The organism is Flavobacterium reichenbachii (genome assembly GCF_002217435.1).
Classification (GTDB): domain Bacteria; phylum Bacteroidota; class Bacteroidia; order Flavobacteriales; family Flavobacteriaceae; genus Flavobacterium; species Flavobacterium reichenbachii.
Window position 1 is genome coordinate 159,950 of the sequence record NZ_MUHF01000002.1, and the last position, 25,106, is coordinate 185,055.

The 25,106-nt window shown below is 32.6% G+C and carries 22 protein-coding genes; 11 read left to right on the forward strand and 11 right to left on the reverse strand.

Annotated elements, in window-relative coordinates:
- Window positions 1-124 precede the first annotated feature (124 nt).
- Entirely contained in the window at window positions 125-1,195 is a 1,071-nt protein-coding gene (locus tag B0A68_RS02885; protein ID WP_035683101.1) for an outer membrane protein assembly factor BamB family protein, read from the reverse strand.
- 337 nt (window positions 1,196-1,532) lie between these two features.
- Here B0A68_RS02885 and B0A68_RS02890 point away from each other — a divergent pair, with 337 nt between their 5' ends.
- The 3 genes from B0A68_RS02890 (at window position 1,533) to B0A68_RS02900 (ending at window position 6,048) form a co-directional block, all read left to right on the forward strand.
- Window positions 1,533-4,589, forward strand: a complete 3,057-nt coding sequence (locus B0A68_RS02890; RefSeq protein WP_051892507.1) for a PAS domain S-box protein — start codon at window positions 1,533-1,535, stop codon at window positions 4,587-4,589.
- A 1-nt stretch (window position 4,590) separates the two neighbouring features.
- A complete protein-coding gene (locus B0A68_RS02895) occupies window positions 4,591-5,049 on the forward strand; it encodes a response regulator (RefSeq protein WP_035683104.1) in 459 nt (152 codons plus the stop codon).
- Window positions 5,050-5,226: 177 nt separating this feature from the next.
- On the forward strand, window positions 5,227-6,048 hold the full coding sequence (locus B0A68_RS02900) for a phospholipase A (protein WP_035683105.1): 822 nt from the start codon (window positions 5,227-5,229) through the stop codon (window positions 6,046-6,048).
- A 91-nt stretch (window positions 6,049-6,139) separates the two neighbouring features.
- Here the strand turns inward: B0A68_RS02900 and B0A68_RS02905 are convergent, their stop codons facing one another.
- On the reverse strand, window positions 6,140-6,409 hold the full coding sequence (locus B0A68_RS02905; protein ID WP_035683107.1) for a hypothetical protein: 270 nt from the start codon (window positions 6,407-6,409) through the stop codon (window positions 6,140-6,142).
- 125 nt (window positions 6,410-6,534) lie between these two features.
- Between B0A68_RS02905 and B0A68_RS02910 the strand changes: the two genes are divergently transcribed.
- The 3 genes from B0A68_RS02910 (at window position 6,535) to B0A68_RS02920 (ending at window position 8,931) form a co-directional block, all read left to right on the forward strand.
- Window positions 6,535-6,873 (forward strand): helix-turn-helix domain-containing protein, encoded by a 339-nt coding sequence (locus B0A68_RS02910; RefSeq protein WP_035683109.1) that lies wholly within the window; start codon window positions 6,535-6,537, stop codon window positions 6,871-6,873.
- Between the two features lie 95 nt (window positions 6,874-6,968).
- Complete coding sequence (locus B0A68_RS02915) at window positions 6,969-8,072, forward strand: fatty acid desaturase family protein (protein WP_035683111.1); 1,104 nt, start codon at window positions 6,969-6,971, stop codon at window positions 8,070-8,072.
- A 211-nt stretch (window positions 8,073-8,283) separates the two neighbouring features.
- Window positions 8,284-8,931: a M15 family metallopeptidase gene (locus B0A68_RS02920; RefSeq protein WP_035683113.1), complete on the forward strand. Its 648-nt coding sequence runs from the start codon at window positions 8,284-8,286 to the stop codon at window positions 8,929-8,931.
- A gap of 1 nt (window position 8,932) precedes the next feature.
- On the opposite strand, the gene B0A68_RS02925 is transcribed toward B0A68_RS02920, so the two are convergent.
- The 8 genes from B0A68_RS02925 to tsaD all read right to left on the reverse strand — a co-directional run bounded on the left by B0A68_RS02925 (window position 8,933) and on the right by tsaD (window position 16,246).
- The gene (locus tag B0A68_RS02925) at window positions 8,933-9,499 is read right to left on the reverse strand and encodes a hypothetical protein (protein WP_035683115.1); all 567 of its coding nucleotides are present in this window, start codon (window positions 9,497-9,499) and stop codon (window positions 8,933-8,935) included.
- A 2-nt stretch (window positions 9,500-9,501) separates the two neighbouring features.
- Window positions 9,502-10,683, reverse strand: coding sequence for a THUMP-like domain-containing protein (locus B0A68_RS02930; protein ID WP_035683117.1), 1,182 nt, complete (start codon window positions 10,681-10,683; stop codon window positions 9,502-9,504).
- Window positions 10,684-10,685: 2 nt separating this feature from the next.
- On the reverse strand, window positions 10,686-11,777 hold the full coding sequence (locus B0A68_RS02935) for an AI-2E family transporter (protein ID WP_035683119.1): 1,092 nt from the start codon (window positions 11,775-11,777) through the stop codon (window positions 10,686-10,688).
- Window positions 11,778-11,883: 106 nt separating this feature from the next.
- Complete coding sequence (locus B0A68_RS02940) at window positions 11,884-12,843, reverse strand: zinc metalloprotease (RefSeq protein WP_035683121.1); 960 nt, start codon at window positions 12,841-12,843, stop codon at window positions 11,884-11,886.
- 451 nt (window positions 12,844-13,294) lie between these two features.
- On the reverse strand, window positions 13,295-13,792 hold the full coding sequence (locus tag B0A68_RS02950) for a TrmH family RNA methyltransferase (protein WP_035683125.1): 498 nt from the start codon (window positions 13,790-13,792) through the stop codon (window positions 13,295-13,297).
- 4 nt (window positions 13,793-13,796) lie between these two features.
- Complete coding sequence (locus B0A68_RS02955) at window positions 13,797-14,435, reverse strand: DUF4159 domain-containing protein (RefSeq protein ID WP_035683127.1); 639 nt, start codon at window positions 14,433-14,435, stop codon at window positions 13,797-13,799.
- A gap of 81 nt (window positions 14,436-14,516) precedes the next feature.
- On the reverse strand, window positions 14,517-15,221 hold the full coding sequence (locus tag B0A68_RS02960) for a 16S rRNA (uracil(1498)-N(3))-methyltransferase (protein WP_035683129.1): 705 nt from the start codon (window positions 15,219-15,221) through the stop codon (window positions 14,517-14,519).
- A gap of 2 nt (window positions 15,222-15,223) precedes the next feature.
- On the reverse strand, window positions 15,224-16,246 hold the full coding sequence (gene tsaD / locus B0A68_RS02965; protein WP_035683131.1) for a tRNA (adenosine(37)-N6)-threonylcarbamoyltransferase complex transferase subunit TsaD: 1,023 nt from the start codon (window positions 16,244-16,246) through the stop codon (window positions 15,224-15,226).
- Between the two features lie 205 nt (window positions 16,247-16,451).
- On the opposite strand from tsaD, the gene B0A68_RS02970 reads away from it, so the two are divergent.
- The 5 genes from B0A68_RS02970 (at window position 16,452) to B0A68_RS02990 (ending at window position 24,735) form a co-directional block, all read left to right on the forward strand.
- Window positions 16,452-20,984, forward strand: coding sequence for a translocation/assembly module TamB domain-containing protein (locus B0A68_RS02970; protein WP_035683133.1), 4,533 nt, complete (start codon window positions 16,452-16,454; stop codon window positions 20,982-20,984).
- Between the two features lie 308 nt (window positions 20,985-21,292).
- Entirely contained in the window at window positions 21,293-22,279 is a 987-nt protein-coding gene (gene pfkA, locus B0A68_RS02975) for a 6-phosphofructokinase (protein ID WP_035683134.1), read from the forward strand.
- A gap of 90 nt (window positions 22,280-22,369) precedes the next feature.
- The gene (gene gap / locus B0A68_RS02980; protein ID WP_035683135.1) at window positions 22,370-23,374 is read left to right on the forward strand and encodes a type I glyceraldehyde-3-phosphate dehydrogenase; all 1,005 of its coding nucleotides are present in this window, start codon (window positions 22,370-22,372) and stop codon (window positions 23,372-23,374) included.
- A 124-nt stretch (window positions 23,375-23,498) separates the two neighbouring features.
- The gene (locus B0A68_RS02985) at window positions 23,499-24,350 is read left to right on the forward strand and encodes an N-acetylglucosamine kinase (RefSeq protein ID WP_035683138.1); all 852 of its coding nucleotides are present in this window, start codon (window positions 23,499-23,501) and stop codon (window positions 24,348-24,350) included.
- Window positions 24,351-24,360: 10 nt separating this feature from the next.
- Window positions 24,361-24,735 carry a methylglyoxal synthase gene (locus B0A68_RS02990; protein WP_035687973.1) on the forward strand — a complete coding sequence of 125 codons (375 nt, stop codon included), beginning with the start codon at window positions 24,361-24,363 and terminating at the stop codon, window positions 24,733-24,735.
- Here B0A68_RS02990 and B0A68_RS02995 read toward each other — a convergent pair.
- A complete protein-coding gene (locus tag B0A68_RS02995; protein WP_035683140.1) occupies window positions 24,716-25,096 on the reverse strand; it encodes a Rid family detoxifying hydrolase in 381 nt (126 codons plus the stop codon). The two genes, B0A68_RS02990 and B0A68_RS02995, sit on opposite strands and share 20 nt — an antisense overlap.
- Between the last annotated feature and the right edge of the window lie 10 nt (window positions 25,097-25,106).

Consider the following 25,106-nt stretch of genomic DNA (forward strand, 5'->3'; position numbering starts at 1 on the left):
TATACCAGTGTAATCAATTGATTCAATATGCTGGTAATAGTGTTGTTTTTTTTTATTTTTTTTACGCTGCAGGCTTATTTTAAGTCTGCAGTTGTAAAAAAATAAGATCACAAAGCAGGAGCTTTTATTTTAGCACCCACATTTCACTTCCTCCTGTCGGAAAATAAATCTTATTATGATCAACTATTGGTGTAGACAAACCATAATAAAATTGCTGTGTAAAATTTATTTTTCCTGTTTGAATAGTTACGGAATATAAATTTCTGTCCTTTGTTCCAAAATATATATTTTCTTTAAAATTTACAATTTCACTTGCAGCAGGATCATTTTTTAAGTTTAAAACCCAGTTTCTTTTGCCCGTTTTACTATCTATACAAACAACTTCGTTATTGTTGGTACTCAAAATGATGTTTTGGTTTACAACACAAGGCAGATAATACGTATCACAATTTAAATCTTGAGACCAAATTTCTTTACCGCTCTCATAATCCAGCAGCAGAATTTTTCCTTTTTTTAAATCTTTATCAAGACAGACCAAAAGCCCATTTTGCGTTTCAACTTGATTTATATGCGAAAAATTTTCATATTTATTTTCCCAGATTATTTTTCCTGTTTCTTTGTTAATTGCTTGTAGCCAAGCATAATGCTGTGATAATCCCAGATAAACTTTATCATTAAAAAAAGCTGGTTTGTTTGTGTCTGTAATAATTGAATTTTGAGGTAAAGACCAAATTACACTTCCATCTGTTTTATTTAATTTACCGAAACCTTTATTTTTAACTGAGCCATATAGATAATTATCATTTTCAGTCAAATCATTTCTGAGATTTGTTTCACCATCAATTTTCCACTTCAATTTTCCCAAAGTATCAACGCAGATTAAATCTGATCCATATTCAGTTAAAAATAAGTTTTGATCTGATATTAAAGGCATATGGAACGGATTGTAATCACTTTTAAATTTGAAAATAATTTTTGAATTTTCTAAATTGACGCCATAAAACTCCCTGTTGCTATTGCCAAAATATAACGTTTTGTTTTTTGCAGCCAATGTGGTAGGTATCCATTCAAACTGCTTGTTTTTCCAGAGCAGTTTGACATATTGAGAATCAAGATCATTTCGTTCCTCATAATTTTTTTTGCAGCTGAATAGTAAAATTAAAATGGTACAGATTATAAAAGGAATTTTTTTCATTCTTGATAGGGTTTAGACGGCTTATATTTACCGGCATAAATTGGCTTAAAGTCTGGCAATATTTATTGGTTGTTGTAAATATAGTAAAAGCAGCACTTAGCATTTTCGGCACAAAAAAAATAATTACTAAAAAACTTCGATAGATTTTTGAAACTACTTCTTTAATGAGCTTTTAAATTATACTTCAGAATAATTTAATCTTGCAATAATAAATATTATATTAGCTATACAAATTAGTGTCTGTAGTAGTTTTCTTCTATCGGCTTTGTATAAAAATTAGATTTTAAAACCAAAAAATAGAGAAGCAGCTATGCTTTATTAAAAATTAAAAAGCACAATGGAGCTATTAGAGAATAAAAATCTTTTTGAAGCCGTTTTTAACTCTGTATCAAATGGTATTATCGTGATGCAGTCTGTCTACAATGATAAAGGCACTATAGAAGATTTTTCGCTATTGTTTTTAAATTCTTCTGCACTCAATTTGATTGGCAATATAGATTATAAAGGCAGGAAATATAGTGACATTTATCCGCAGGTAAAAGGAACTGATATTCTGGAAAAATTTATTGAGACATCTGAAACGGGAATCACATCTAATTTTGAAAGCAGCTATAATAGTATTGATAAGAAACAGTGGTTTAAATTTACTGTTATAAAACAGGATCAATTATTAGTTGTAACTACAGAAGATATTACAGAAAAAAAACAAGCGGCATTATTACTCGATAATACGCCTGTTGAAGCCGAAAAACAAAAACGTCTCTTTGACTCGATTACAAACAATACACCAGATCTTGTGTATGTATTTGACCTCTCTTACAAGTTTACCTATGCCAACAAAGCTTTACTCTCGATGTGGGGCAAAACAGCAGAAAATGCTATTGGATATGGTTTAAGGGAAAATGGTTACGAAGAATGGCACGCACTAATGCATGAACGAGAAATTGATGAAGTAGTTGCCACTAAAAAAAGAGTTAGAGGAACCGTATCGTTTCCGCATGCCGAACTAGGCAGTAGAGTTTATGATTATATTCTTGCTCCTGTTTTTAATGAAGATGGCGAAGTAGAAGCTGTTGCAGGAACAACAAGAGATATTACCGAAATAAAACAGGCAGGAGATAAGCTGCAGAAAAGCGAAATTCGTTTTCGGACTATGATCGAGCAGTCACCCATAGCCATGCTTCTTTCTAAAGGAGAAGATGTTATTATTGAAAGTGTAAATAAGCCGATGCTGCAACTTATGAATAAAAGCAGCGCTGATGAGGTGCTTGGAAAAAAAATGATTGAAGTACTGCCCGAACTTACGGAGCAGCCGGTACTCCAAACCGTTATCAATGTGCAAAAAAAAGGAGTTTCTTTTAGAGGGAACGAGATGCCGGTCGATTTATTGATTAAAGGCAGACTTGAGCGTCTTTACTTTAATTTTTCATATGACTTCATTCAGGAAACAGATGAAAGTAGTGCTGTTTTGCATATGGCTGTCGATGTCACGGAGCAAGTACTGGCCAGAAGAAAGTTAGAAGACAGTGAAAGCAGATTAAAATCGATGATTGATCAGACACCTGCACCAACATTAGTTTTGATGGGCGATGATCTGGTTATAGAACAGATCAATAAACCGATGCTCAAAATGATTGGACGCGGGGAAGAAATCGTTGGTATGGCATTGATAGATGTGCTGCCAGAACTTAAAGGGCAGTATGTCTGGGAACAGGTTCAAAATGTTTACAGAAAAGGAATTTCTTTTCATCAAAGTGAAGTTCATGTGCCGCACAACCGAAAAGGAGTTATACATGATTATTATTACAATCTCGCCTATCGCCCTCTGATTGAAGACAAACAGATTACCGGTATGATTCAGGTCGCTATTGATGTTACCGAGCAAGTAATGGCGAGAAAAAAACTAGAAGAAAGTGAAACCCGTTTCCGCGCCTTAGTCAACGCGTCTTCAGATGTGGTATATCGAATAAATGCAGACTTCACAGTAATGCGTAATCTCGAAGGACGCGGCTTTATATCTGATGCAGGAGATCCAATCGTAAATTGGATGGAAAATTATATTCACTCTAATGACCGTGCAAAGGTGGTCAAAACTATTGAAGAGGCTATAGCAAATAAAACTACTTTTGAACTAGAACATAGAATTATTAGTGACGGTGGTATAATAAAATGGGCCGTTTCACGAGCAATACCAATTTTAGATGATCAGAATAATATCATAGAATGGTTTGGTGCAACAAGCGATATTACCCCTCAAAAAGAATTACAGGATATTATTAAAGAAAGTGAAGAAAAATTCAGGCAGCTTGCTAATCTTGTACCACAGATCATTTGGACCGCACAACCAGATGGATATCTTGATTATTACAATAAAAGATGGTACGAACTGGTTGGGGTAGATGAAAAAGAGGCTGTCGAAAAAGGCTGGGAACCATTTACACATCCAGATGACCTGAAATCGGCAATAGATGCCTGGTATGGATCTGTTAAAAGCGGCAATTTGTTTCAACACGAATTTAGAATAAAAAATGCCCGTACTAATGAATATCAATGGTTTCTAGGGAAAGCGCTTCCTATAAGAGACAAGGAAGGTATTATCACGAAGTGGTTTGGTACCTGTACCGATATTCACGAGCAGAGATCTATTACAGAGAGATTAGAAAGTCTGGTTACCGATAGAACTAAAGAATTACAGCGATCAAATGAAGATCTGCAGCAGTTTGCTCACGTTGCTTCTCACGATTTAAAAGAGCCGGTGCGTAAAATAAAAACCTTTACCAGCCGTCTCGAAGAACATCTTGATGGTACATTAGACAAAACTGCAATGCGTTATATGGAAAGAATTCATGTCGCGACAGACCGTATGTTTAATATGATTGATGGAGTGCTTGCGTATTCTAAAATCAATGCAGATTTGCAGCAGAATACGTTGGTAGATTTAAATGAAGTTATAAAAAATATTGAAATCGATTTGGAAGTTTCTCTGCAAAAAACAGAAGGAAAAATTCATTATCATAATCTTCCAAAGCTGGAAGGTGCCTTGGTACTTCTATACCAGCTGTTCTATAATCTTATCAATAATTCTATTAAATTTGCTAAAATTGATACACCGCCGCAAATAACGATTGGATCAGAAATAAAAGAAGGAAACTTTGTTTTGATAAACGTAAAAGATAATGGAATTGGTTTTGCTCCTGATCAGGCCGAACGTATATTTGAAACTTTTTCCCGATTAAATTCTAAAGACAGTTACGAAGGTACTGGTTTAGGATTATCACTTTGCAAAAAAATAGTAGAACGACATGGCGGTACAATTACCGCAATTGGCAGTATAAACGGCGGAGCAGAATTTATCATTATGCTTCCGATAAAACAAAAAGAAAATAATATTTAAAATGGAGAAAAAAGTGATTTTATTGGCCGATGATGACAGGGATGATACAGAAATGTTTTGTGAAGCATTAGAAGATGTAAACGAAAATGTTATTTGTCATTGTGCTTTTAATGGCAGTGAAACATTAAAAATACTTGGTGAGCTCGACAAAAATCCAGAATTAATTTTTCTTGATGTTAATATGCCTGTTATGAATGGCTGGGACTGTCTGAAGATGCTAAAAAGCGACGAAAGATATAGAGAAATCCCCGTGATAATGATCTCAACATCTTCCTATAAAAACGATATGGAAATTGCGTCAAATCTTGGATCCATCTGCTATTTTGTAAAACCAAATGATTTTAACGATTTAAAATACATACTGCGTTACATTACTTCAAATCTTGGATCTAATTTAAAAGATGCTTTAGTACAATTACAGATTGATCGCTCCGGAATTATCTTTACTTGTAATACTTAAATAGAATCAAATCTTCTCCTTTACTATTTTAAATCTCTTTAAACAGAAATACATTCGCTAAAATATTTTCTTAGATATTCAATTGATGTTGGCAGAATCTTTACCATTCCTATTATAAGTCATAAAAATAGCGTATATTTAAATAAAGACTATAATAAACTTCAATAAACATTAAGAATGTATTTAAAATACGTATTGATTTGTTGTATTTTGTTCTCAATACAAGCAAATTCACAATTACTAGAACATGATAAAGATTTTCGGGCAGCAGATTCACTTTTAAAAGAATCAAGTTTTTCGGTCCATCGGGATAATTATTTTTTAACAGGTGTACCGCTGGATACCGATATTACACGTAACACAGCAGATGTAAAATATCAGGTTAGTTTTAAACAACGATTAAGTTCCAAACCCTTACTGGGAGGTTTTTTTCCTTATTTAATGTATACCCAAAAAGCTTTTTGGGATATTTATGCAAACTCAAAACCATTTTCAGAAATTAATTTTAATCCTGGTTTTGCTATTGTTCGCCCGTTTTATTTAAAAGGCGGAAGATTAACCTACGGAACAATTTCTTTAGAACACGAATCAAACGGAAGAGATTCTATTTACTCCAGAACCTGGAACATGCTGGCATTCTCACTAAAATCGCAGATTTCACCACGATGGACTGTTGGACTAAGAGGATGGATTCCGCTTGTTGACAAAGACGATAATCCTGAGCTCACACAATATGTAGGATATGGCGAAGCAAGTGCCAGTTATCAGATAAAACCGGGAAGATGGAGCGCAGACGTTCTTTTTAGAAAAGGAAGCGGTCTTATTAATTACGGATCATTGCAGACACAAGTAAACTGGAGACCTTACAAAAATCAAAACTATTATTTTACCCTTCAATGGTTTGTGGGCTACACAGAAAGTTTAATTGATTATAAAGAACATAAAAGTATGCTCCGTTTGGGGTTTGTGCTCAAACCAGAAAATATGGGTATTTTCTAATATTTCTAATTTTTATAAACCAAAAGCCACTCTTGAGTGGCTTTTGGTTTATACGGATATTTTTATGTGATAGAAGTTTATTTATAGTGTTTTATGAAGTCAAAAGTTTAATACGTTCTATAGCTTTCTTGTTATCATCTGCTACTTCAACTAATGCGAGTAAAATATCATTTCTAAAAATGGTCTTGTTTTTTACATTTCTAATTAAAGCTTTACTTGGAGTTTTATAACCTTTATTGACTAAACAAGTTATTGCTAATTCTACATATGTGTAAGGTAAATGCTCTTCTATGAACTTATAAGCTTGTTCATTATGTGAATACAAATCCTCTTCCTTGTTATTTTTGATTAATTTTGACATAAGTTTATTATTTATTACTTAATTTTGGCGCTAGAAATGTAAAAGTAAGAAAAATAATATATAAAGCATGTATTTTGTACTATTAAATGTATATAAAGTTATGTTTTGTAACAATTTTAAAAAATATGTATAACGAAAAATTAGGTACTTTCTTTAAGGCGAAAGGATTAAAGCAAAAGGAAGTTGGTGAAATTTTGGGATTCAGTCCCGCAATGATGGGTAGATATCTTCATGGTACGGCAAGTATTGGCCCTGAATTTTTGACAAGTCTTATTAAGCATTTTCCAGAAATAGATTTAAATGATCTTTTTGAAGAGGAAAGCGAAAACGTTGATATGGTGAATGAACCAAGAGAAAGATATGGCATAAGTGTTCTTGGCGATATAAGTGATATTGAAGCTAAACTTCAGTTGATAAAAGAAAAATTGATGCAAAAAGATTACGGATTAGATAAGTCTTTTTAAGTTATTTATAAAATTACAATTGTTTTAACTTAATGATTATTAAGTGTTTGAGATTTTTATTAAATTTGATTCACTATTTCTAGCTCATAATCGTTATGAAAGAATTGAAACGACCGGTATATCTTAAACCTGGAAGCGATGATTTTTTTAAAAAGATTCGCAAAGAAGTGAATGAAACTGTTTTAAATAATTATTCGCTATACCTCTTTAATATCATTAAGTCTTTAGGACTTGTATTGTTGTTCTTTTTGTTATATTCCTGTATTTTGCTTTTTGGCGGCAATACTTATTTACTGTTCTTCTTCTATATTTTGAGCGGTGTCACGATGATTGTTGTTTTTATAAATGCTTTTCACGATGCAGCACACGGAGCATTGTTTAAAAAATCGAAACATAACAAATTATTCCTGTACATCTTAGAACTGTTTGGAAGTAATCACTGGCTCTGGATGCGGCGGCATATTGGTCTGCATCATGCTTATCCCAATGTTCCCGATTGGGATATTGATATCAAACAAAGTGGTATTATTAGAATTTTCCCAAACAGTCCTGTCTTTGATTATCATAAATATCAGCATATTTACATGTGGCTTATTTATCCGTTTTACAGCCTGAACTGGATTTATATTAGAGATTTTAGAGATTTTTTTGGAACTAAAAATAACTATGTTCGGAAAGTGGTTGAAAATATTCCTAAGAAAGAAATTTATCTCCTTTTCGCTGCAAAAATTATAAACCTTTGTTATCTGCTTTTTATTCCGATGATCGTCTTAAAGCATCCTTGGTATATTGTTCTGGGCGCTTGGTTTGCCATGCATATGGCGGCAAGTGTGGTTGGAGTAGTGGCACTGGTTTCTACCCATGTTGATGAGGATGCTCATTTTCCCGAAACCGACCAAGACGGAAACCTTTCGGCTACGTGGGCAATGCATCAAATGATTGTAACAAAGGATTTTAGTACAGAAAGTAAACTGGCAAATTTTTTATACGGAGGATTCACACATCATATTGCACATCATCTTTTTCCCTCTGTTGGACATACTTATTATCCTTATATTACACCGATAATCCGTCGTTATGCAGCTGCGTATAATCTTCCTTATACGTCGTATCCTTTTTATCACGCTGTTCGTTCACACTTTAGAATGTTGAAGAATAAAGGTGTAAAAGAAAATATAATGATGACGGGCGAAATTTGAGATTTCTTTAAAAAACGAAAATTTCTGGTCTAGCCCCGATAGCAGCGGCATCCTTTTGTTTTTTCTTTAAAAACAAAAGATACAGCGAATAGCGGGACTAAATGTGCATTGAAAATTAATGTTTTGCTTCTTATTATAATACTATTTAGAATTTGTAAGGGAATTTGATTAAATTCGTAATCGTCTTATAGTAATTTATAACGGTAATTTCATGATTTCATCGCTTAGAACTTTTTTCCTTCTTAATGCATTTTTCTTTCTTGTTTCTGCTAATGCTCAAAAGGAAGCTTATACATCAGATCCTGTGGTTTCTGACACGAGTTTTGTAAACTTAAAAGAGTACAGCAAAGATTTTGTGTACGACATGAAATATGCAACCGAAGATAATTTCTTAAAGGCAAAAGTGTATGATTGTGCCGAATGTCTTTTGCGTTTAAAAACCGTTCAGGCTTTAGTCGCTGCTAATATAGATTTCATGAAGAAAGGTTACAAAATCAAACTTTACGATTGTTACAGGCCTTTGTCGATTCAGAAAAAAATGTGGGAGATTGTGTCGAATCCTTCTTATGTGGCAGATCCAAAAAAAGGCTCCATTCATAATAGAGGAGGAGCCGTTGATATTTCTTTGGTTGATGCCAATGGTATTGAAGTAGAAATGGGTACTTCTTTTGATTTCTTTGGTTTTCAGGCAAGCCACAATTATACTAAACTTCCTAAAAAAGTGCTTGCGAATAGAAAATATCTTAAAGAAGTAATGATAAAAAATGGTTTCAATTCTTTCGATTCAGAATGGTGGCATTATAATTTAAAAACTGGTTTAAAAGATAAAGTTTCGAATCAGAAATGGGATTGTAACTAATTTATTCTATACATCTAATGTTTTCAATAAAATAAGTATTTGGGTGGCTGGTCTTACCATTCAACTCAGAAACCAGCTCTCTTTTTACAATGTAATCCTCGATATTGGTCAGGTATTTTATGCGCATAATTGCAATAGGAGATTTTTTTAGCTCTTCGTAATTATCTTTCATAAACATAAAAATTCCTGTATTGATTCTATTATCAAAACCTTTATCATCACGCACAAGTGTACCACAGCTTTCCTGATTGATGTGCATTAAAGTCACAATCTTTCCGTTTTCTAGCTGAAGGAAAATTTTTGAATTTTTGTCAAAACAATTTGCTTTTATAAAATCTTTGCTTTTTTGGATAAGCTGTACATTAAGAGTAGGCATTCCGTCTGTTTGAGCAAGCGCAAAGAAAATATAGCTGAAGCTTCCTCCAAAATATTTCTCGCTCATCATATATTCATTGGTTATTTTATAAGAACCAATAGAGTCGTTTACATTAACACTGTATTCACATGGTTTTTGGGCAAAAGCGGTAAACGTTAACAGAAAAAAAGTTAGTGTAATTAGTTGTTTCATTTTTAAGTTATTTTTCTGCAAATTAAAACTATTTTGTTATCATTTTTATCAGTTGTAAAAAAACAATAAACATTTCCTCCATTTTTTATTTTCCATTTTTTTCTGATGTTTTCTACCGTTTCAGGAAAGTTTCTTGTTGTAACATTTGCCTGCTGATTTAAAAGTTCCGTTTTCATTTCATTTTTATTATATGAAATTGTTTTTTCGATCTCAAAACTTCTTCCGGGAAAATCAATTAATTGTTCAGAAGTGTATAAATGTGAATGTTTATGAAGTTTATTTATTTTGAAGAAAGAACTTACTTCATCAAAACCTCCAGATTTCATGATCGCAGCATTAGGTTCATAAAGAAATTCTTGCGGTGCTGTGTACGATGGAAATGAATTATCATTGCCTAAAACAAAATCAAATGTTTCAGTCTTGTCTTTTAAAATATTGGCCGTTTTAATGGTTATTTCACCCGAATACTGATTGTGAATTTCAAAAAGCAATTCTTTAACTTCATTTTCTAAAGCTATAATATGAATGTTTTTTACAAATTTTAATTCAGATAATCCTGCTGAAAGATCCAGTAGAGGTGCGGTTTTAATTAAAATCGAATTCGATTTCTCGAAGTAAAAATCTAATAATTCCGGTACATTCGGCAGACAGTCTTTCAGCATAAAAACTTTGCCTTTAGAGTCGTTTCTGCGCGACGGATCAATATAAATCCAATCCCATTTTTTATTTAATTCCTCTAGAATGATTGTAGAATCCTGAGCATAAAAAACAGCGTTTTTAACTTTTAACTGTTCAAAATTATGTTTTACAATTGCAGACAAATCTTCATTTATTTCGCAGTGTGCAATGGAAGTAAATTTTTTAGAAAAATAATAATCATCAACACCAAAACCACCAGTAAGATCAATTAGAGTATCTCCAGAAACCAAAGAAGCTTTGTAGGCAGCTGTTTTTTCTGAAGAAGTCTGCTCTACAGAAATTTTACTCGGATAAATAATGTTTTCTGTAGAAAACCAGGTTGGTAATTTTTCTTTTGCCTTTGATTTTGCTTCGATTTGATTTAAAATTAAAATCCATTCCACATCAGGAAATGGATTTTTCTGAAGCGCTAAATTAGAAACCGAGGCACCACTATTTTTAGTTATAAATTCCTGAATATTTTGTTTTAAAATAGAAGAGTTCAATGTTAAATCCTTTCAGTTAATACGGAGACAATCTTGTTGTTAGGAAAAAATTCTTTTAAGATTACTTTTACCATTGTAAAAACAGGAATTGCGATAATCATTCCGACAATTCCAAATAGTATACCACTGATTATGGTAAGTAAGAATATTTCTAACGGATGCGAATTTACACTTTTTGAAGAAATTATCGGCTGGCTGATGTTGTTATCTATTGCCTGAACGATCAAAAAGCCTATGACAACATAAATTGTTGTAGGTAAAATTTCTGAACGGAAATCTTGTCCTATTAAACTAATCATTGTAAGTATGGCAGCCAAAACTGTACCGATAATTGGTCCTAAATACGGAATAATATTTAAGATGGAACATAAAAACGCTATTACAAAAGCATTCTTATTTCCAAAAATAATAAGCACGATTAAATAAAGAATAAAAACAACTGTCAACTGTAATAGTAAACCAATAAAATAACGGGTCAGAAAATGATTAATTTTTGTAACCGAATTGATAATTTTATCTTCGTTATTATCCGGAAGAATTTTTCTCGCAGTTATTTTGAAGGAATCCTGATCTTTTACAAAGAAAAATGTAATAAAGAATACAGAAACTAATCCCATTCCCATATCGGCCATAAAATTTAAAATAGAATTTAGAAATCCTGTAAAGTAGCTGAAATCCAGCATCGATGTTACTTTTGAATCTCTAAGAACTTTATTCAAATCCATGTGCTGAATATTAAAATAACGTTCTATACTAAGTTCTGTTTCAACAAATTGATGCTGCAGCTGATTGGTGTCTAATAGAGATAAATTGTTGGCCTGTGAAATAATTAAGGGAACAAACAAAAAGATAAAACCCACAATAGCCAATATAAAAATAATCAGTGTGGTTGCCGCAGCTAAGGAATTGCTGAATTTTAATTTGCTTTTTAAAAACTGCACCAAAGGATTTGCAATTAAACATAATAAAAGTGAAATACATAAATATACAATTACGGTTTGTATTTCGTATAAAAAATAGAGAATTATACCAATAATTAATATCGTGCTTAAAGCTCGTAAAATCCCGTTAGAGATCACTTTTGATGTTATCATGATTATGTTTTAGATTATAAATGTATAAAAATCTTTTGTATTTATTGGTGCTAACAAAAAAAGCGGCATATAAAATATACCGCTTTTACAATTTATTACATTTTTTTTAAATTCCGAATGCAGCTCTTGGTCCTCCAGTTGCAAAAATTGCAGCCATTCTGGTTTTTTGACCATTAGAAAACATATACATTGCATTGTCATCAACATAATCCATGTAGTTCATTGTCATTTCTACAGGAGTTCCAGAACAAGTGCTGTAGTGTGGGTAAGCAGGCACACCATAGTTTTCTTCATTATGAGTTGGAGTATCAGATACTAAATCGCTTCCGCAAGTTGCATCTCCCCAAATATGGCGTAAATTCATCCAGTGACCTACTTCGTGAGTCCCTGTTCTGCCTAAATTAAATGGAGCATTTGCAGCACCTGATAATCCAAAATATCTAGAATCAATTACAACTCCGTCAGTAGAAGAAGCACCTCCAGGAAATTGAGCATAACCTAAGATACCGCCGCCAATGGCACAAGACCATAAGTTAAGTTTTGTTGTTGGAGAAGTTGGAGCAAGACCGCCTTGAGCTGTTTTTTTCATGGCATCATTTGTACCCCAAGAGGTTTTGGTAGTAGATTTTCTGATGATCTGGTCTAATTTGAACGTAATTCCAACATTAGCTTTCACGCCAGAAAAAAGAGCAGGAACACTGCTGTAATCAGTATTTAATGCATTAAAGTCTTTGTTTAATACATCAATCTGAGATTGAATTTGAGCATCAGAAATATTTTGCGCTGTAGTTCTGTACAATACATTTACTACCACTGGTATTTCGATTTTGCCATTTACTAAACGGCCGGTAAAATTAGAAAGCAATTGTTTGGAGGTAAATGCTTCAATTTCATTCATTCTAATTGCTAATGTTGGATCTGCTCTGAGCTGAGCTTCCAACACTTCTTGCGATGCGCATCCGCGACGGGCAATCGCATTAACTTCTGAGCCAGAAGCTTCGTTTTGGTCATTTTGACAAGAAAATAACATCATTGCAGTAAATGCAGATAATAGAAACTTTTTCATAATAATTGGGGTTTTTGTTATAAAAATTCACTTTAGTTAAATGATAACGCAATTTTATAACAAAACATTATTGTAGAAAAATATTTACAGTTAAAATTTTTGTGAGAATTTTACAACCCTTACAAATACTGGTTCTTACAAAAATTAATATAAAAATATTATTAGGATTTTACTTTCTTTTTATTTTTTTTGATGTACTTTATCGGTATTATTTGTCGTTTAACGATAATGTTAAGAAAATAAAAATGTTTCAAAACAGAAATAATGCCTTAATAAGAAAATTCTAAATTGAAATTTTTGAATTTTGTGATGTATATTTAAAAAAGAATAAAAAATTTGATTTCTATCAAAGAATAATTTCCAAAATGTATTTAATTGCTGAAATAAAAAGAATTCTCCAGATGTAATTAACCAGAGTGTATATTCTTCTGAGTTTGATAAAAAATATTTTTTATAAAGAAGTAATTTCATAAAGTGCAATACTTGCAGCTTGTACAACATTCATGCTGCTGTTATTTCCGAACATATTTATGTGTACAATTTGATTTGAAATTTTCAAAAGCTCATCAGAAATTCCATTAATTTCATTTCCAATAATTAATGCGATTTTTTGATTTTTAGGAACTACTACTTCTCTTAGGGGTTTGCTGTCGCTGGTTATTTCTAATGATATAATTTCGAAGTTATTTTCTTTTAAATAAATAGTAAGATCTGCTGTTTCTTCTATTATAGTATAAGGTACATAAAGATGTGTACTTCTCGAAGTTTTATTTATTTTACGGGGAGTAAGCGGAATATCTTTGCCTAAAAAGATAATATTTTCAACTCCAAGAGCTTCTGAAATTCTAAAAAGTGAACCAATATTCTGCTGAAAGTAAATGTGATCACAAACTAAAGTAATGGGAAATGTCTTTCTCTCAAATTGATTTTCTTCGTGAGTCAGCTGCATTTTTTTAATTGGTAAAAATGTAATTAATAATGTTTGCGCCCATTTTTAGCGCTTTGTCTCTAACGTTTCCGGGATCATTATGCACTTCTGCATCTTCCCAGCCGTCGCCTAGATCGCATTCGTAGGTGTATAATAAGACTAATTTATTATCAATAAAAATTCCAAATGCCTGCGGACGAGTGCCGTCGTGTTCGTGAATTTTAGGCAATCCGTTAGGAAAAGGAAAAGGTTTCTGAAAAATAGGATGACTGGCAGGAATCTCCACTAAATTATTATTAGGGAATATTTTTTTTATTTCTTTTCTGATGTATTGATCCATTCCGTAATTATCATCAATGTGCAGGAAACCGCCTCCCGTCATATAATTTCTAAGATTAGTAACGTCAGAATCGCTAAAAACTACATTTCCGTGTCCGGTCATATGCACAAAAGGATACGAAAGCAGGTCGGGATTTCCCGGCTCAACTGTAGAAGGTTTAGGTTTTATCCTTGTATTAATATTAGAATTACAAAAACTAATTAAGTTAGGCAGAGAAGTAGGATTTGCGTACCAATCACCACCGCCGCTGTATTTTAGCAAAGCAATTTCTTGTGCAAATGATGAAACGGAAAGAAGTAATAATAAGTAAAATATTCTTTTCATAATAATTGTAATAGTCAGATATGTTTAGAAACTTTCTTTTGTCCTCCTTCGTTCCTCAGGATGACCAACTTTGCGGTCAATTTATTCATTAAAAAACACAACACTGTGACAAGCAACAATTGCTGCAGTTTCTGTTCTTAAGCGTGTATTTCCTAACGTAACCGGCTGAAATTTATTTTCTAAAGCTAATGCAATCTCCTTTTCAGAAAAATCTCCTTCCGGGCCAATTAATATGGTCACATTTTCGTTTGGTTTTAAAACGTCTTTCAATGATTTTTTATCCGTTTCTTCGCAATGCGCGATCAATTGTAAACCTTCATTTTGTTGTTTCACAAATTCCTTAAACGAAATTGCCTCATTAAATTTAGGTAGATATGTTTCATTTGATTGTTTCATGGCCGACAAAATAATCTTCTCAAAACGTTCCGGATTAATTGCTTTTCGTTCTGAACGATCACAGAAAACAGGTGTAATTTCCTGAATTCCAATTTCAGTTGCTTTTTCCAAAAACCATTCAAAACGGTCATTCATTTTTGTGGGCGCCACAGCCAGATGCAGGCTGAATTTTGGTGCTTCAGTTTGTTTTATAGAGAGAATCTTAACAATGCATTTATTATCAGAAGCAAGAGTGATTTCGGTTTCAAACAATAAACCCAAACCATTTGTAACGTGCAGAATATCTGAATCTTTTTTTCGTAAAACTTTGATGATGTGACGACTTTCTTCTTTATCAAAAGAAAAAGATTCGGTAGTTTCGTCTATATTCGGATTGTAAAATAACTGCATAATTAAAATTGTATTCGAGCTTTAGAAACTACCGCAGAAGTTTCAAAACGATTTGATAAATATTTCTGATAACCCACAATTCCAATCATTGCGGCATTATCTGTAGTGTATTCAAATTTCGGAATAAAAGTTTTCCATCCGTATCTGCCTTCACTTTCTTTTAATCGGGTTCTAATTCCTGAATTTGCAGAAACACCGCCTCCGATTGCAATTTGTGTAATTCCCGTTTCTTTTACGGCCAATTTTAATTTATCCATCAAAATCTCTATAATCGTATGCTGGATTGATGCACAAATATCATTCAGATTTTCTTCGATGAAATTTGGATTCTCTAATTTGTTTTTTTGAATAAAATATAAAATAGCTGTTTTTAAACCAGAAAAGCTAAAGTCTAATCCCGGAACTTTTGGTTTTGTAAAAGTAAAAGCTTTTGGGTTTCCTAAATTTGCATATTTATCTATAAGAGGTCCGCCAGGATAGGGAAGACCTAATATTTTTGCGCTTTTATCAAAAGCTTCGCCCACTGCATCATCAGTAGTTTCGCCGATGATTTCCATATCAAAAAAGCCCTTTACCTTTACAATTTGTGTATGTCCGCCGCTAATTGTCAATGCCAGAAAAGGAAATTCGGGTTTGTCGAAACCTTCTTCCTCTATAAAATGGGCTAAAATATGTGCATGCATGTGATTTACAGCAATCAACGGAATTTTTAAGGCTATTGATAAAGATTTACTAAAAGAAGTTCCAACAAGCAAAGAACCCATAAGTCCCGGACCTTGTGTAAAGGCTATGGCACTTAACTGTTCTTTTTGTACATTTGCTTTACGGAGTGCTGCATCAATTACAGGAACAATATTCTGCTGGTGTGCTCTTGAAGCCAATTCTGGAACAACACCCCCATATTGATTGTGAATTAATTGATTGGCTACAACATTTGAGAGCACTTTATCGTTATGTAAAACCGCGGCGGCAGTATCATCGCATGAACTTTCGATGGCTAGAATAAAAACCTCTGAATTTTGCATATAAAGGCACGAATTTTGGATTATATTTGACAAATCAAATTTTATGATTTCTTTGATCAAAGCAGATGCCAAAATTAAAGAATTTTTATCAAAACAGCCGTCCTTTGTCTGTTCAAAATAAATTTAAAAGAAAACTAAAATAAAAGCAGCTATCAAAAAAGTACAAAAAATAATATCACGAACCCTATTTGGGTTAATTTTACTTTTGCTGCTAATTGCTATTGTATTGTCATTGCCTGTAGTTCAGACAAAAATTGCACATTACGCTACAGAATCTTTAAGCAAAGATTTTAAAACCCACATTAGTGTTGATAAAGTTGCCATAAATATTTTTGGTGGTGTTAAACTCAAAAAAGTAGTTGTTTTAGATCATCATAATAAAACAATGATTTATTCTGAAATTATCTCAACCGATATTTTAAGTCTAAAAAGACTTTTTGACGGAGATTTGATTTTTGGAGATATTCGTCTGACAGGTTTAATTTTTAACTTGAAAACCTATAAAAACGAAAACGAAAACAATATTAACAAGTTTGTTAAATTGTTTGAAAGCGGAAAACCTTCAAAATCTAAACGCCATTTCCTAATGACCGCCAGAAATGCGTATATCTCTCAAGGTGCATTTTCTGTTATTGATGAAAATAAAATCAATCAGAGATTTTTGGATTTTAAAAAGTTAAATGCCTATATCAGTGATTTTAAAATTTATGGTCCAGATGTAAGTACAACAATTCATCGCTTTTCTTTTTTAGATCATCGTGGTTTATATGTTTCAAATTTTGCGGGGAAATTTAGTTACAGCAAAAAACAGATTAAAGTAGAAAATCTGGCTGTAAAAACTAAAAGATCATCAATTTACGGATTGGCTGTTTTAAATTATAAAGTAGAGGATTTCTTAAATTTTACAGATAAAGTTAAGTTTAATGTAGTTTTAGATTCGGCTTCGATTGCTACAAACGATATTCGCTATTTTTATGACGGATTAGGAAAAAATCAGCATTTTAAGTTAAAAACCAAGATAAAAGGAACGCTTAATAATTTAAATTTAAATCGTCTTAGATTAAGTGATACCAACGGTTCTAAAATCGTCGGAAATATTAATTTTAGAAATCTTTTAGGAAACAAAACTCAAAAGTTTTCTATGGATGGAAAGTTTGATAAACTAGTTTCGAGCTATGATAATCTGACTGCACTTCTTCCTGTTGTTTTAGGAAAAAAGCTTCCTAAAGAAATGAAACGTATTGGTACATTTAATATAGTCGGAAAAGCAAAAGTTTCTACAACTGCTTTAGAAGCTAATTTTAAAATGATTACTGATGTAGGAAACGGAAAAGTAGATCTCCATTTGAATAATATGGATTTTATTGATAAAGCTTCTTATACAGGAAATATAGTTTTAGAAAATTTTGATGTAGGAGCAGTTTTAAATCGAAAAGATCTGGGTAAAACCACTTTAGATTTAGATGTTGACGGAGTTGGTTTTACAGAAAAATATTTGAACACTATTGTTAAAGGTGATATTGCAACATTAGATTATAATAAATATACCTATCATAATATTGTTGTAAACGGTAATTTTAAACTGCCTTATTATAAAGGACAGGTTTCTGTTAATGATCCAAATCTTACCTTAGTGTTTGATGGTTTGGTTGATTTAAGCAAGAAAGAAAGCAGATATGATTTTCATATTAACATAGAAAATTCAGATTTACGAAAACTTAAATTTGTAAAAGATTCAATTTCTTATTTTAAAGGTGATGCTGTCGTGCAGCTTACCGGAAATTCTATTGAAAATCTTCAGGGAAATGTTTATATTAAAGATGCAGTATATCAAAATCCAAAAGCAACTTACGCTTTTGATGAAATAACAGTTAATTCCAATTTTGATCAGGATAGACTCCGTACCATAACAATTAATTCTAATGATGTTGTAGACGGAAAAATTGTTGGAAAGTTCCAGTTTGCCCAATTAGACAAACTGGTAATGAATTCTGTTGGAAGTCTTTATACAAATTACAAACCTTATAAAGTTAAAAAAGGACAATTTTTACGTTTCAATTTCCATGTATACGATAAGGTAGTCGAAATGTTGTATCCGGACATAAAAATCGATTCGAGTACAGTTGTGCGTGGGAAAATTGACTCAGATCTTCAGGAATTTAAATTCAGATTCCGTTCTCAGAAAATTACTCAGGCTAAAAATACTTTTGATAATATCCGAATCAATATTGATAATAAAAATGCGCTTTATAATGCTTTTATCGAGCTGGACAGTATAAAAACGCCCTATTATAAAATCCGGGATTTTAACTTAATCAATGTTACCGCAAAAGATACCTTGTTTGTACGCTCTGAATTTAAAGGAGGGAATAAAGGAGAGGATTATTACAATCTGGATTTGTATCATACCATTGATAAAAACAAGAACAATATTATCGGAATCAAAAAATCCGAAATGAAATTTAAGGACTATTTATGGTATTTGAATGAAGATGCTGGAAATGACAATCAAATTGTTTTTGATCAATATTTTAAAAACTTTTCAATAGACAATATTGTACTCTCTCACGAAAATCAGAAAATTGATTTGAATGGTGTAATTAAAGGAACCGATTATAAAGATCTCGTCTTGAATTTTGAGGATGTTGATATTAATAAAATTACGCCTCTAAATTCAAAATTTGTATTTAATGGTAATCTAAACGGAAGCGTTAATTATAAACAAAATAAGCAGGTTTACCAGCCCACGGCCTCTATAGTTATTGATCATCTTAACTTAAACAAAACAGAATTAGGAACGCTGAATTTTGATATTTCCGGTGATGAAAGTTTTAAAAAGTTTACGATTAACTCTTCTATACAAAATGGTTTTACAGAATCATTTCGTGCTAACGGAACTTTTGCAGTCGAAAATAAAGAAACCTTTTTAGATTTGAATTTAAAGCTGGAAGGGTTTAATCTTGCGACTTTAGGAACCGTTGGAGGTGACGTTTTGTCTAATATTAGAGGTTCTGTTTCTGGAAATGCAGCAGTAGTCGGTAATATTAATAAACCCGAGATAAACGGAAGATTGTATGTCGAAAAGGCCGGAATGACTATTCCGTATTTGAATGTTGATTATGCTTTAAGCGACAGAACTGTAATTGATTTGACTAATGAGAAATTTTTGTTTAGGAATAATCAGTTAACAGATACAGAATTTGGAACAAAAGGACTTTTAAACGGAAGTATAGAACATCATAATTTTGGAGATTGGAAACTTGATTTGACCATTACCTCCAAACGACTGCTGGCGCTCCATACCAAAGACAGCGAAGATGCGGCTTACTACGGAACTGCATTTATCAACGGAACGGCAAGTATAAAAGGACCAACGGAAAGTTTATTTATAAAAGTTGATGCTAAATCAGAAAAAGGAACAGAAGTTAAGATTCCGATTAACAATGCACAAAGCGTAGGAGAAAGCAGCTGGATTCATTTTGTAACAGAAAAAGAAAAGTACAATCTGGCCAATGGTATTGCCGAAAAAACCAAGAACTATAATGGTCTGGAATTGGAATTTGATTTTGATATTACGCCAGATGCAGAAGTAGAGGTTATTTTGGATCGAAATTCCGGACATGGTATGAAAGGAAAAGGATACGGTTCGTTATTGTTTAAAATTAATACGCTGGGTAAATTTAATATGTGGGGAGATTTCCAGGCATACGAAGGAACCTATAATTTTAAATATGGAGGTCTGATTGATAAGAAGTTTGCAGTAAAAAAAGGCGGGTCAATTATTTGGGAAGGTAACCCGATGAAAGCGCAGCTAAATCTGGAAGCTGTTTATAAAACGACTGCAAATCCTGCTGTATTGTTAGATAACAGTTCTTCATTCAATAAAAAAGTGCCTGTAGAAGTAGTAATCGGTTTAAGAGGAGATTTGACAAGCCCTGAACCTAATTTTGATATTCAGTTTCCATCTGTCAGTAATGTTTTAAAATCAGAGATACAGTACAAATTAGATGACAAAGATATTCGTCAGACACAGGCATTGTATCTTTTGTCTACGGGATCGTTTATGAGTACAGACGGATTTAGCCAGGGTGATTTTTCGGGAACACTTTCAGAAACTGTTTCGAGTCTTTTTGGTGGTATTATTAAATCAGAAAGTGATAAGGTCAATGTAGACTTTACTTACGTTACTGCAGATAGAAGATTGGGGCAGGAAGTAGACGGTAGATTTCAAGCCAATATTTCATCGCAGATCAATGAGAGAATTTCTATAAACGGAAAGCTGGGAGTTCCTGTTGGAGGAGTTAACGAATCTGCTATTGTTGGGGATATTGAAATTTTATATAGAGTGAACGAAGACGGAACGATGAACCTTCGTTTGTTTAATAAAGAAAATGACATTAATTATATAGGTCAGGGAATTGGTTATACACAAGGTGTCGGTATTTCTTATGAGGTAGATTTTGACACTTTTAGTGAATTGGTCAATAAAATATTTAAAGAGAATAAAATTCAAAAGGCAGTAAAATCATCTAGTGATGTACAAGATTCATCTCTAAATCCAGAGTACATGAATTTTACCACTAAAAAAGAATCAGATAAGAACAAAAAACAGGCTCAAAAGAAAGAAGAAGAGAGAAAAAAGGAAGAAGAGCGTAAGAAAGAAGAAGAAAAGAAAAAACAGCAGTCGCAGTCAAATTCCAATAATCAAGGTTTGATTCCGGACAATGACGATTTTTAGTTTATTGTTAAAAATATCTTATACTAAACCATTATGCTTCATAATGGGTTTTTTATTCTTAAATTTAGCTTTTTAATCTATTTATTTATAAAAAGATTAAAATAGTATTTTTGTAACACTTCAATTGAGTATTGTTAATTTTAGAGATTTAATTAAAATATAGGCCTTTTATTATTTTAAATGAAATTTTTGCCAGTAAAAAACTTATTAACGAAAACGTTTGAATTTAACATATTTTACTTATTTATGATAATCTTCACCTGAAAAGTGATGAATGTTTGCTAATTTTACACTTTAATACTTAAATAATGCCAAAAACAATAAAAAAAGTTGGTGTTCTAACTTCAGGAGGAGACTCACCAGGAATGAACGCCGCAATACGATCAGTTGTTCGAACATGCGCTTATCATAATATAGAATGCATAGGAATTTATAGAGGGTATCAAGGAATGATTGAAGGCGATTTTAAAGAAATGGGCCCTCGAAGCGTAAATAATATTGTAAATAAAGGAGGAACGATTTTGAAATCGGCTCGTTCTGTAGAGTTTAGAACTCCGGAAGGCAGAAAGAAAGCACACGAAAATCTTCTAAAAGCTGGAATTGATGCTTTGGTTGTAATTGGCGGTGACGGAAGTTTTACCGGCGGTTTGATCTTTAATTCAGAATATGACTTTCCTGTAATGGGAATTCCCGGAACAATTGATAACGATATTTACGGTACAAGTTTTACTCTTGGATATGATACTGCATTGAATACCGTTGTAGACTGTATTGATAAAATTAGAGATACTGCAAGTTCGCATAATCGTTTGTTTTTTGTGGAGGTTATGGGTAGAGATGCCGGACACATTGCGCTTAATGCAGGTATTGGAGCAGGTGCAGAGGAAATTCTTATTCCAGAAGAAGATTTAGGATTAGAACGATTATTAGATTCTCTTCAAAAAAGTAAAGCATCAGGAAAATCATCAAGTATAGTGGTTATTGCTGAGGGAGATAAAATTGGTAAAAACGTTTTTGAATTAAAAGACTACGTAGAAGCCAATCTGCCTGAATACGATGTGCGTGTTTCTGTTTTAGGACATATGCAGAGAGGTGGTTCTCCATCTTGTTTTGACCGTGTTTTAGCGAGTCGTCTCGGTGTAAAAGCTGTAGAATCTTTGATAGAAGGAAAATCAAACTACATGGTTGGTCTTAAAGAAGATAAAGTTATTTTGACTCCATTAGAACAAGCAATCAAAGGAAAATCTGAAATTGACAGAGAGCTCTTAAGAGTTTCTGATATCATGTCAACATAAAATATAAAAGTTTAATAGAAAAGAAGTTTATTGTGAGGAAATTAGACTTTGAAAATAGTGTAATAAAAACAAAAGCAAAAATTTAGTAAAATGTCAAAAGTAAAATTAGGAATAAACGGATTTGGACGTATCGGAAGAATCGTTTTTAGAGAATCTTTCAATAGAGATAATGTAGAAGTAGTAGCAATCAACGATTTATTAGATGTTGATCACTTAGCGTACTTATTAAAATATGATTCAGTTCACGGTCGTTTCGACGGAACTGTAGAAGTAAAAGAAGGAAAACTTTACGTAAACGGAAGAAATATCCGTATTACTGCAGAAAGAAATCCTGCTGACTTAAAATGGAACGAAGTTGATGTTGATGTTGTTGCAGAATGTACTGGTATCTTCACAACTATCGAAACTGCAAATGAGCACATTAAAGGTGGTGCTAAAAAAGTAATCATTTCTGCTCCATCTGCAGATGCCCCAATGTTTGTAATGGGTGTAAACCACGAAACTGCAAAAGCTTCAGACGTTGTTGTTTCTAACGCATCTTGTACTACAAACTGTTTAGCTCCTTTAGCTAAAGTTATCAACGATAATTTTGGAATTGTTGAAGCTTTAATGACTACTGTTCATGCTACAACTTCAACTCAAATGACTGCTGACGGACCTTCTAGAAAAGACTGGAGAGGTGGACGTGCAGCTGCAATCAATATCATTCCTTCTTCAACAGGTGCTGCAAAAGCGGTTGGAAAAGTTATTCCTGAATTAAATGGAAAACTAACTGGTATGGCTTTCCGTGTACCAACAGCAGACGTTTCTACAGTAGATTTAACTGTAAAAGTAGCTAAAGAAACTTCTTATGAAGAAATTATGGCTGTATTGAAAAAAGCTTCAGAAAACGAATTAAAAGGTATCTTAGGATATACTGAAGATGCAGTTGTTTCTCAAGATTTCATCTCAGACAAAAGAACTTCTATCATCGATGCTACTGCTGGAATTGGTTTAAATTCAACTTTCTTCAAATTGGTATCTTGGTACGATAATGAGTACGGATATTCAAGTAAATTGATCGATTTATCTGTACATATTGCAGGTTTAAAATAATAATTTATATTTTTACAAAATCCCGTTATCTCCAAATAACGGGATTTTCTTATTTTGTTATGTCTTTAATTAATGTAAAAAACACACTTATTGAAGAAAAACTAATCCAAAAACAAAAAACAAAATGAAATTAATAGTTGATAGTGGGTCTACTAAAGCCGATTGGATTGCAATTGATGATAATGGAAAAGTATTATTCACGACACAAACATTAGGATTAAATCCTGAAATTCTTGACGGTCCGGAAATTATAACAAGATTAAATGACCGTTTTGATATTTTACAAAATAAAAAAAATGCTACACATTTGTTCTTTTACGGAGCAGGATGCGGTACAGAAAGAATGCAGAAAGCATTGACAGAAATATTTAGAGAATATTTTGTAAATGCAATTGTAGAAGTTCATGAAGATACATACGCAGCAGTTTATGCTACAACTCCAAAAGGAGAAGAGGCAATTGTAAGTATCTTAGGAACAGGTTCTAACTGTAGTTATTTTGATGGAAAAGTATTGCATCAAAAAGTACAATCATTAGGATATATTGCTATGGATGATTGTAGTGGAAATGTTTTCGGTAAAGAATTGATCAGAAAATATTATTTCAATAAAATGCCTAAAGAACTGGCAGTAGAATTTGAAAAAGAATATAATCTAGATGCTGATTTTATTAAAAATAAATTATACAAAGAACCTAATCCAAACGCTTATCTGGCGACATTTGCAAAGTTCTTAATCAAACATAAAGACACTGAATTCTGTAGAAAAATCATCTTCAAAGGGATGAAATCTTTTGTTAAGAATTACATTAAGCAATTTGATAATTGTAAAGAAGTTCCGGTACATTTTGTTGGATCTATTGCTTTTTATTTAAAAGACGAATTACAAGAAACATTTGATAAATACGAACTTCAATTAGGGAATGTTTTAAGAAGACCTATTGATGGATTAATTGCATACCATGTTGCTAATCAATAGTTTTGGTTTTATGGAAATTGCAATTATTGCACATGATGGAAAAAAAGCTGATTTAATCGATTTTTTGATTAAAAATGAAGCTGTTTTGCATCATGAAAAAATAAGACTTATTGGTACAGGAACAACGGGAGGAAAGGCAGAAGCTGCGGGATTTAAAACTCAAAGAATGCTTTCCGGACCTCTGGGCGGTGATGCGCAGATTGCAGGCAGGGTAGCAGAAGGTATAACACAAATGGTTTTCTTTTTTAAAGATCCATTGTCAAGTCATCCTCACGAAGCTGATATTAATATGCTGATTCGTGTATGCGATGTACATAATGTGCCGCTGGCAACAAACGAAGCAACGGCACAATTATTATTAGATGCTATTGCACAGCAATTATAGAAATCTCAACATTTACATTTTTTGGCAGACATGCCACTTGAACCGTTTCACGTGCTGGAGCGGTTTTTTCGTTAAAGTAAGATCCGTAAACGGTATTAATAGCTGCAAAATTATTCATATCCATAATAAAAATAGTAGCCTTAACTACATTTTCAAAAGTCATATCTGCTGCTTCTAAGATCGCAGCGATGTTTTGCATAACCTGATTCGTTTCGTCATTTATGTTGTCTGTAATGATTTCTCCTGATGCAGGATTAATAGCAATTTGACCAGACGCATAAAGTGTATTTCCTGATAATACAGCTTGATTGTAAGGACCGATAGGAGCCGGCGCTTTCTCTGTAAAGATTATTTTTTTCATAATAAATTAA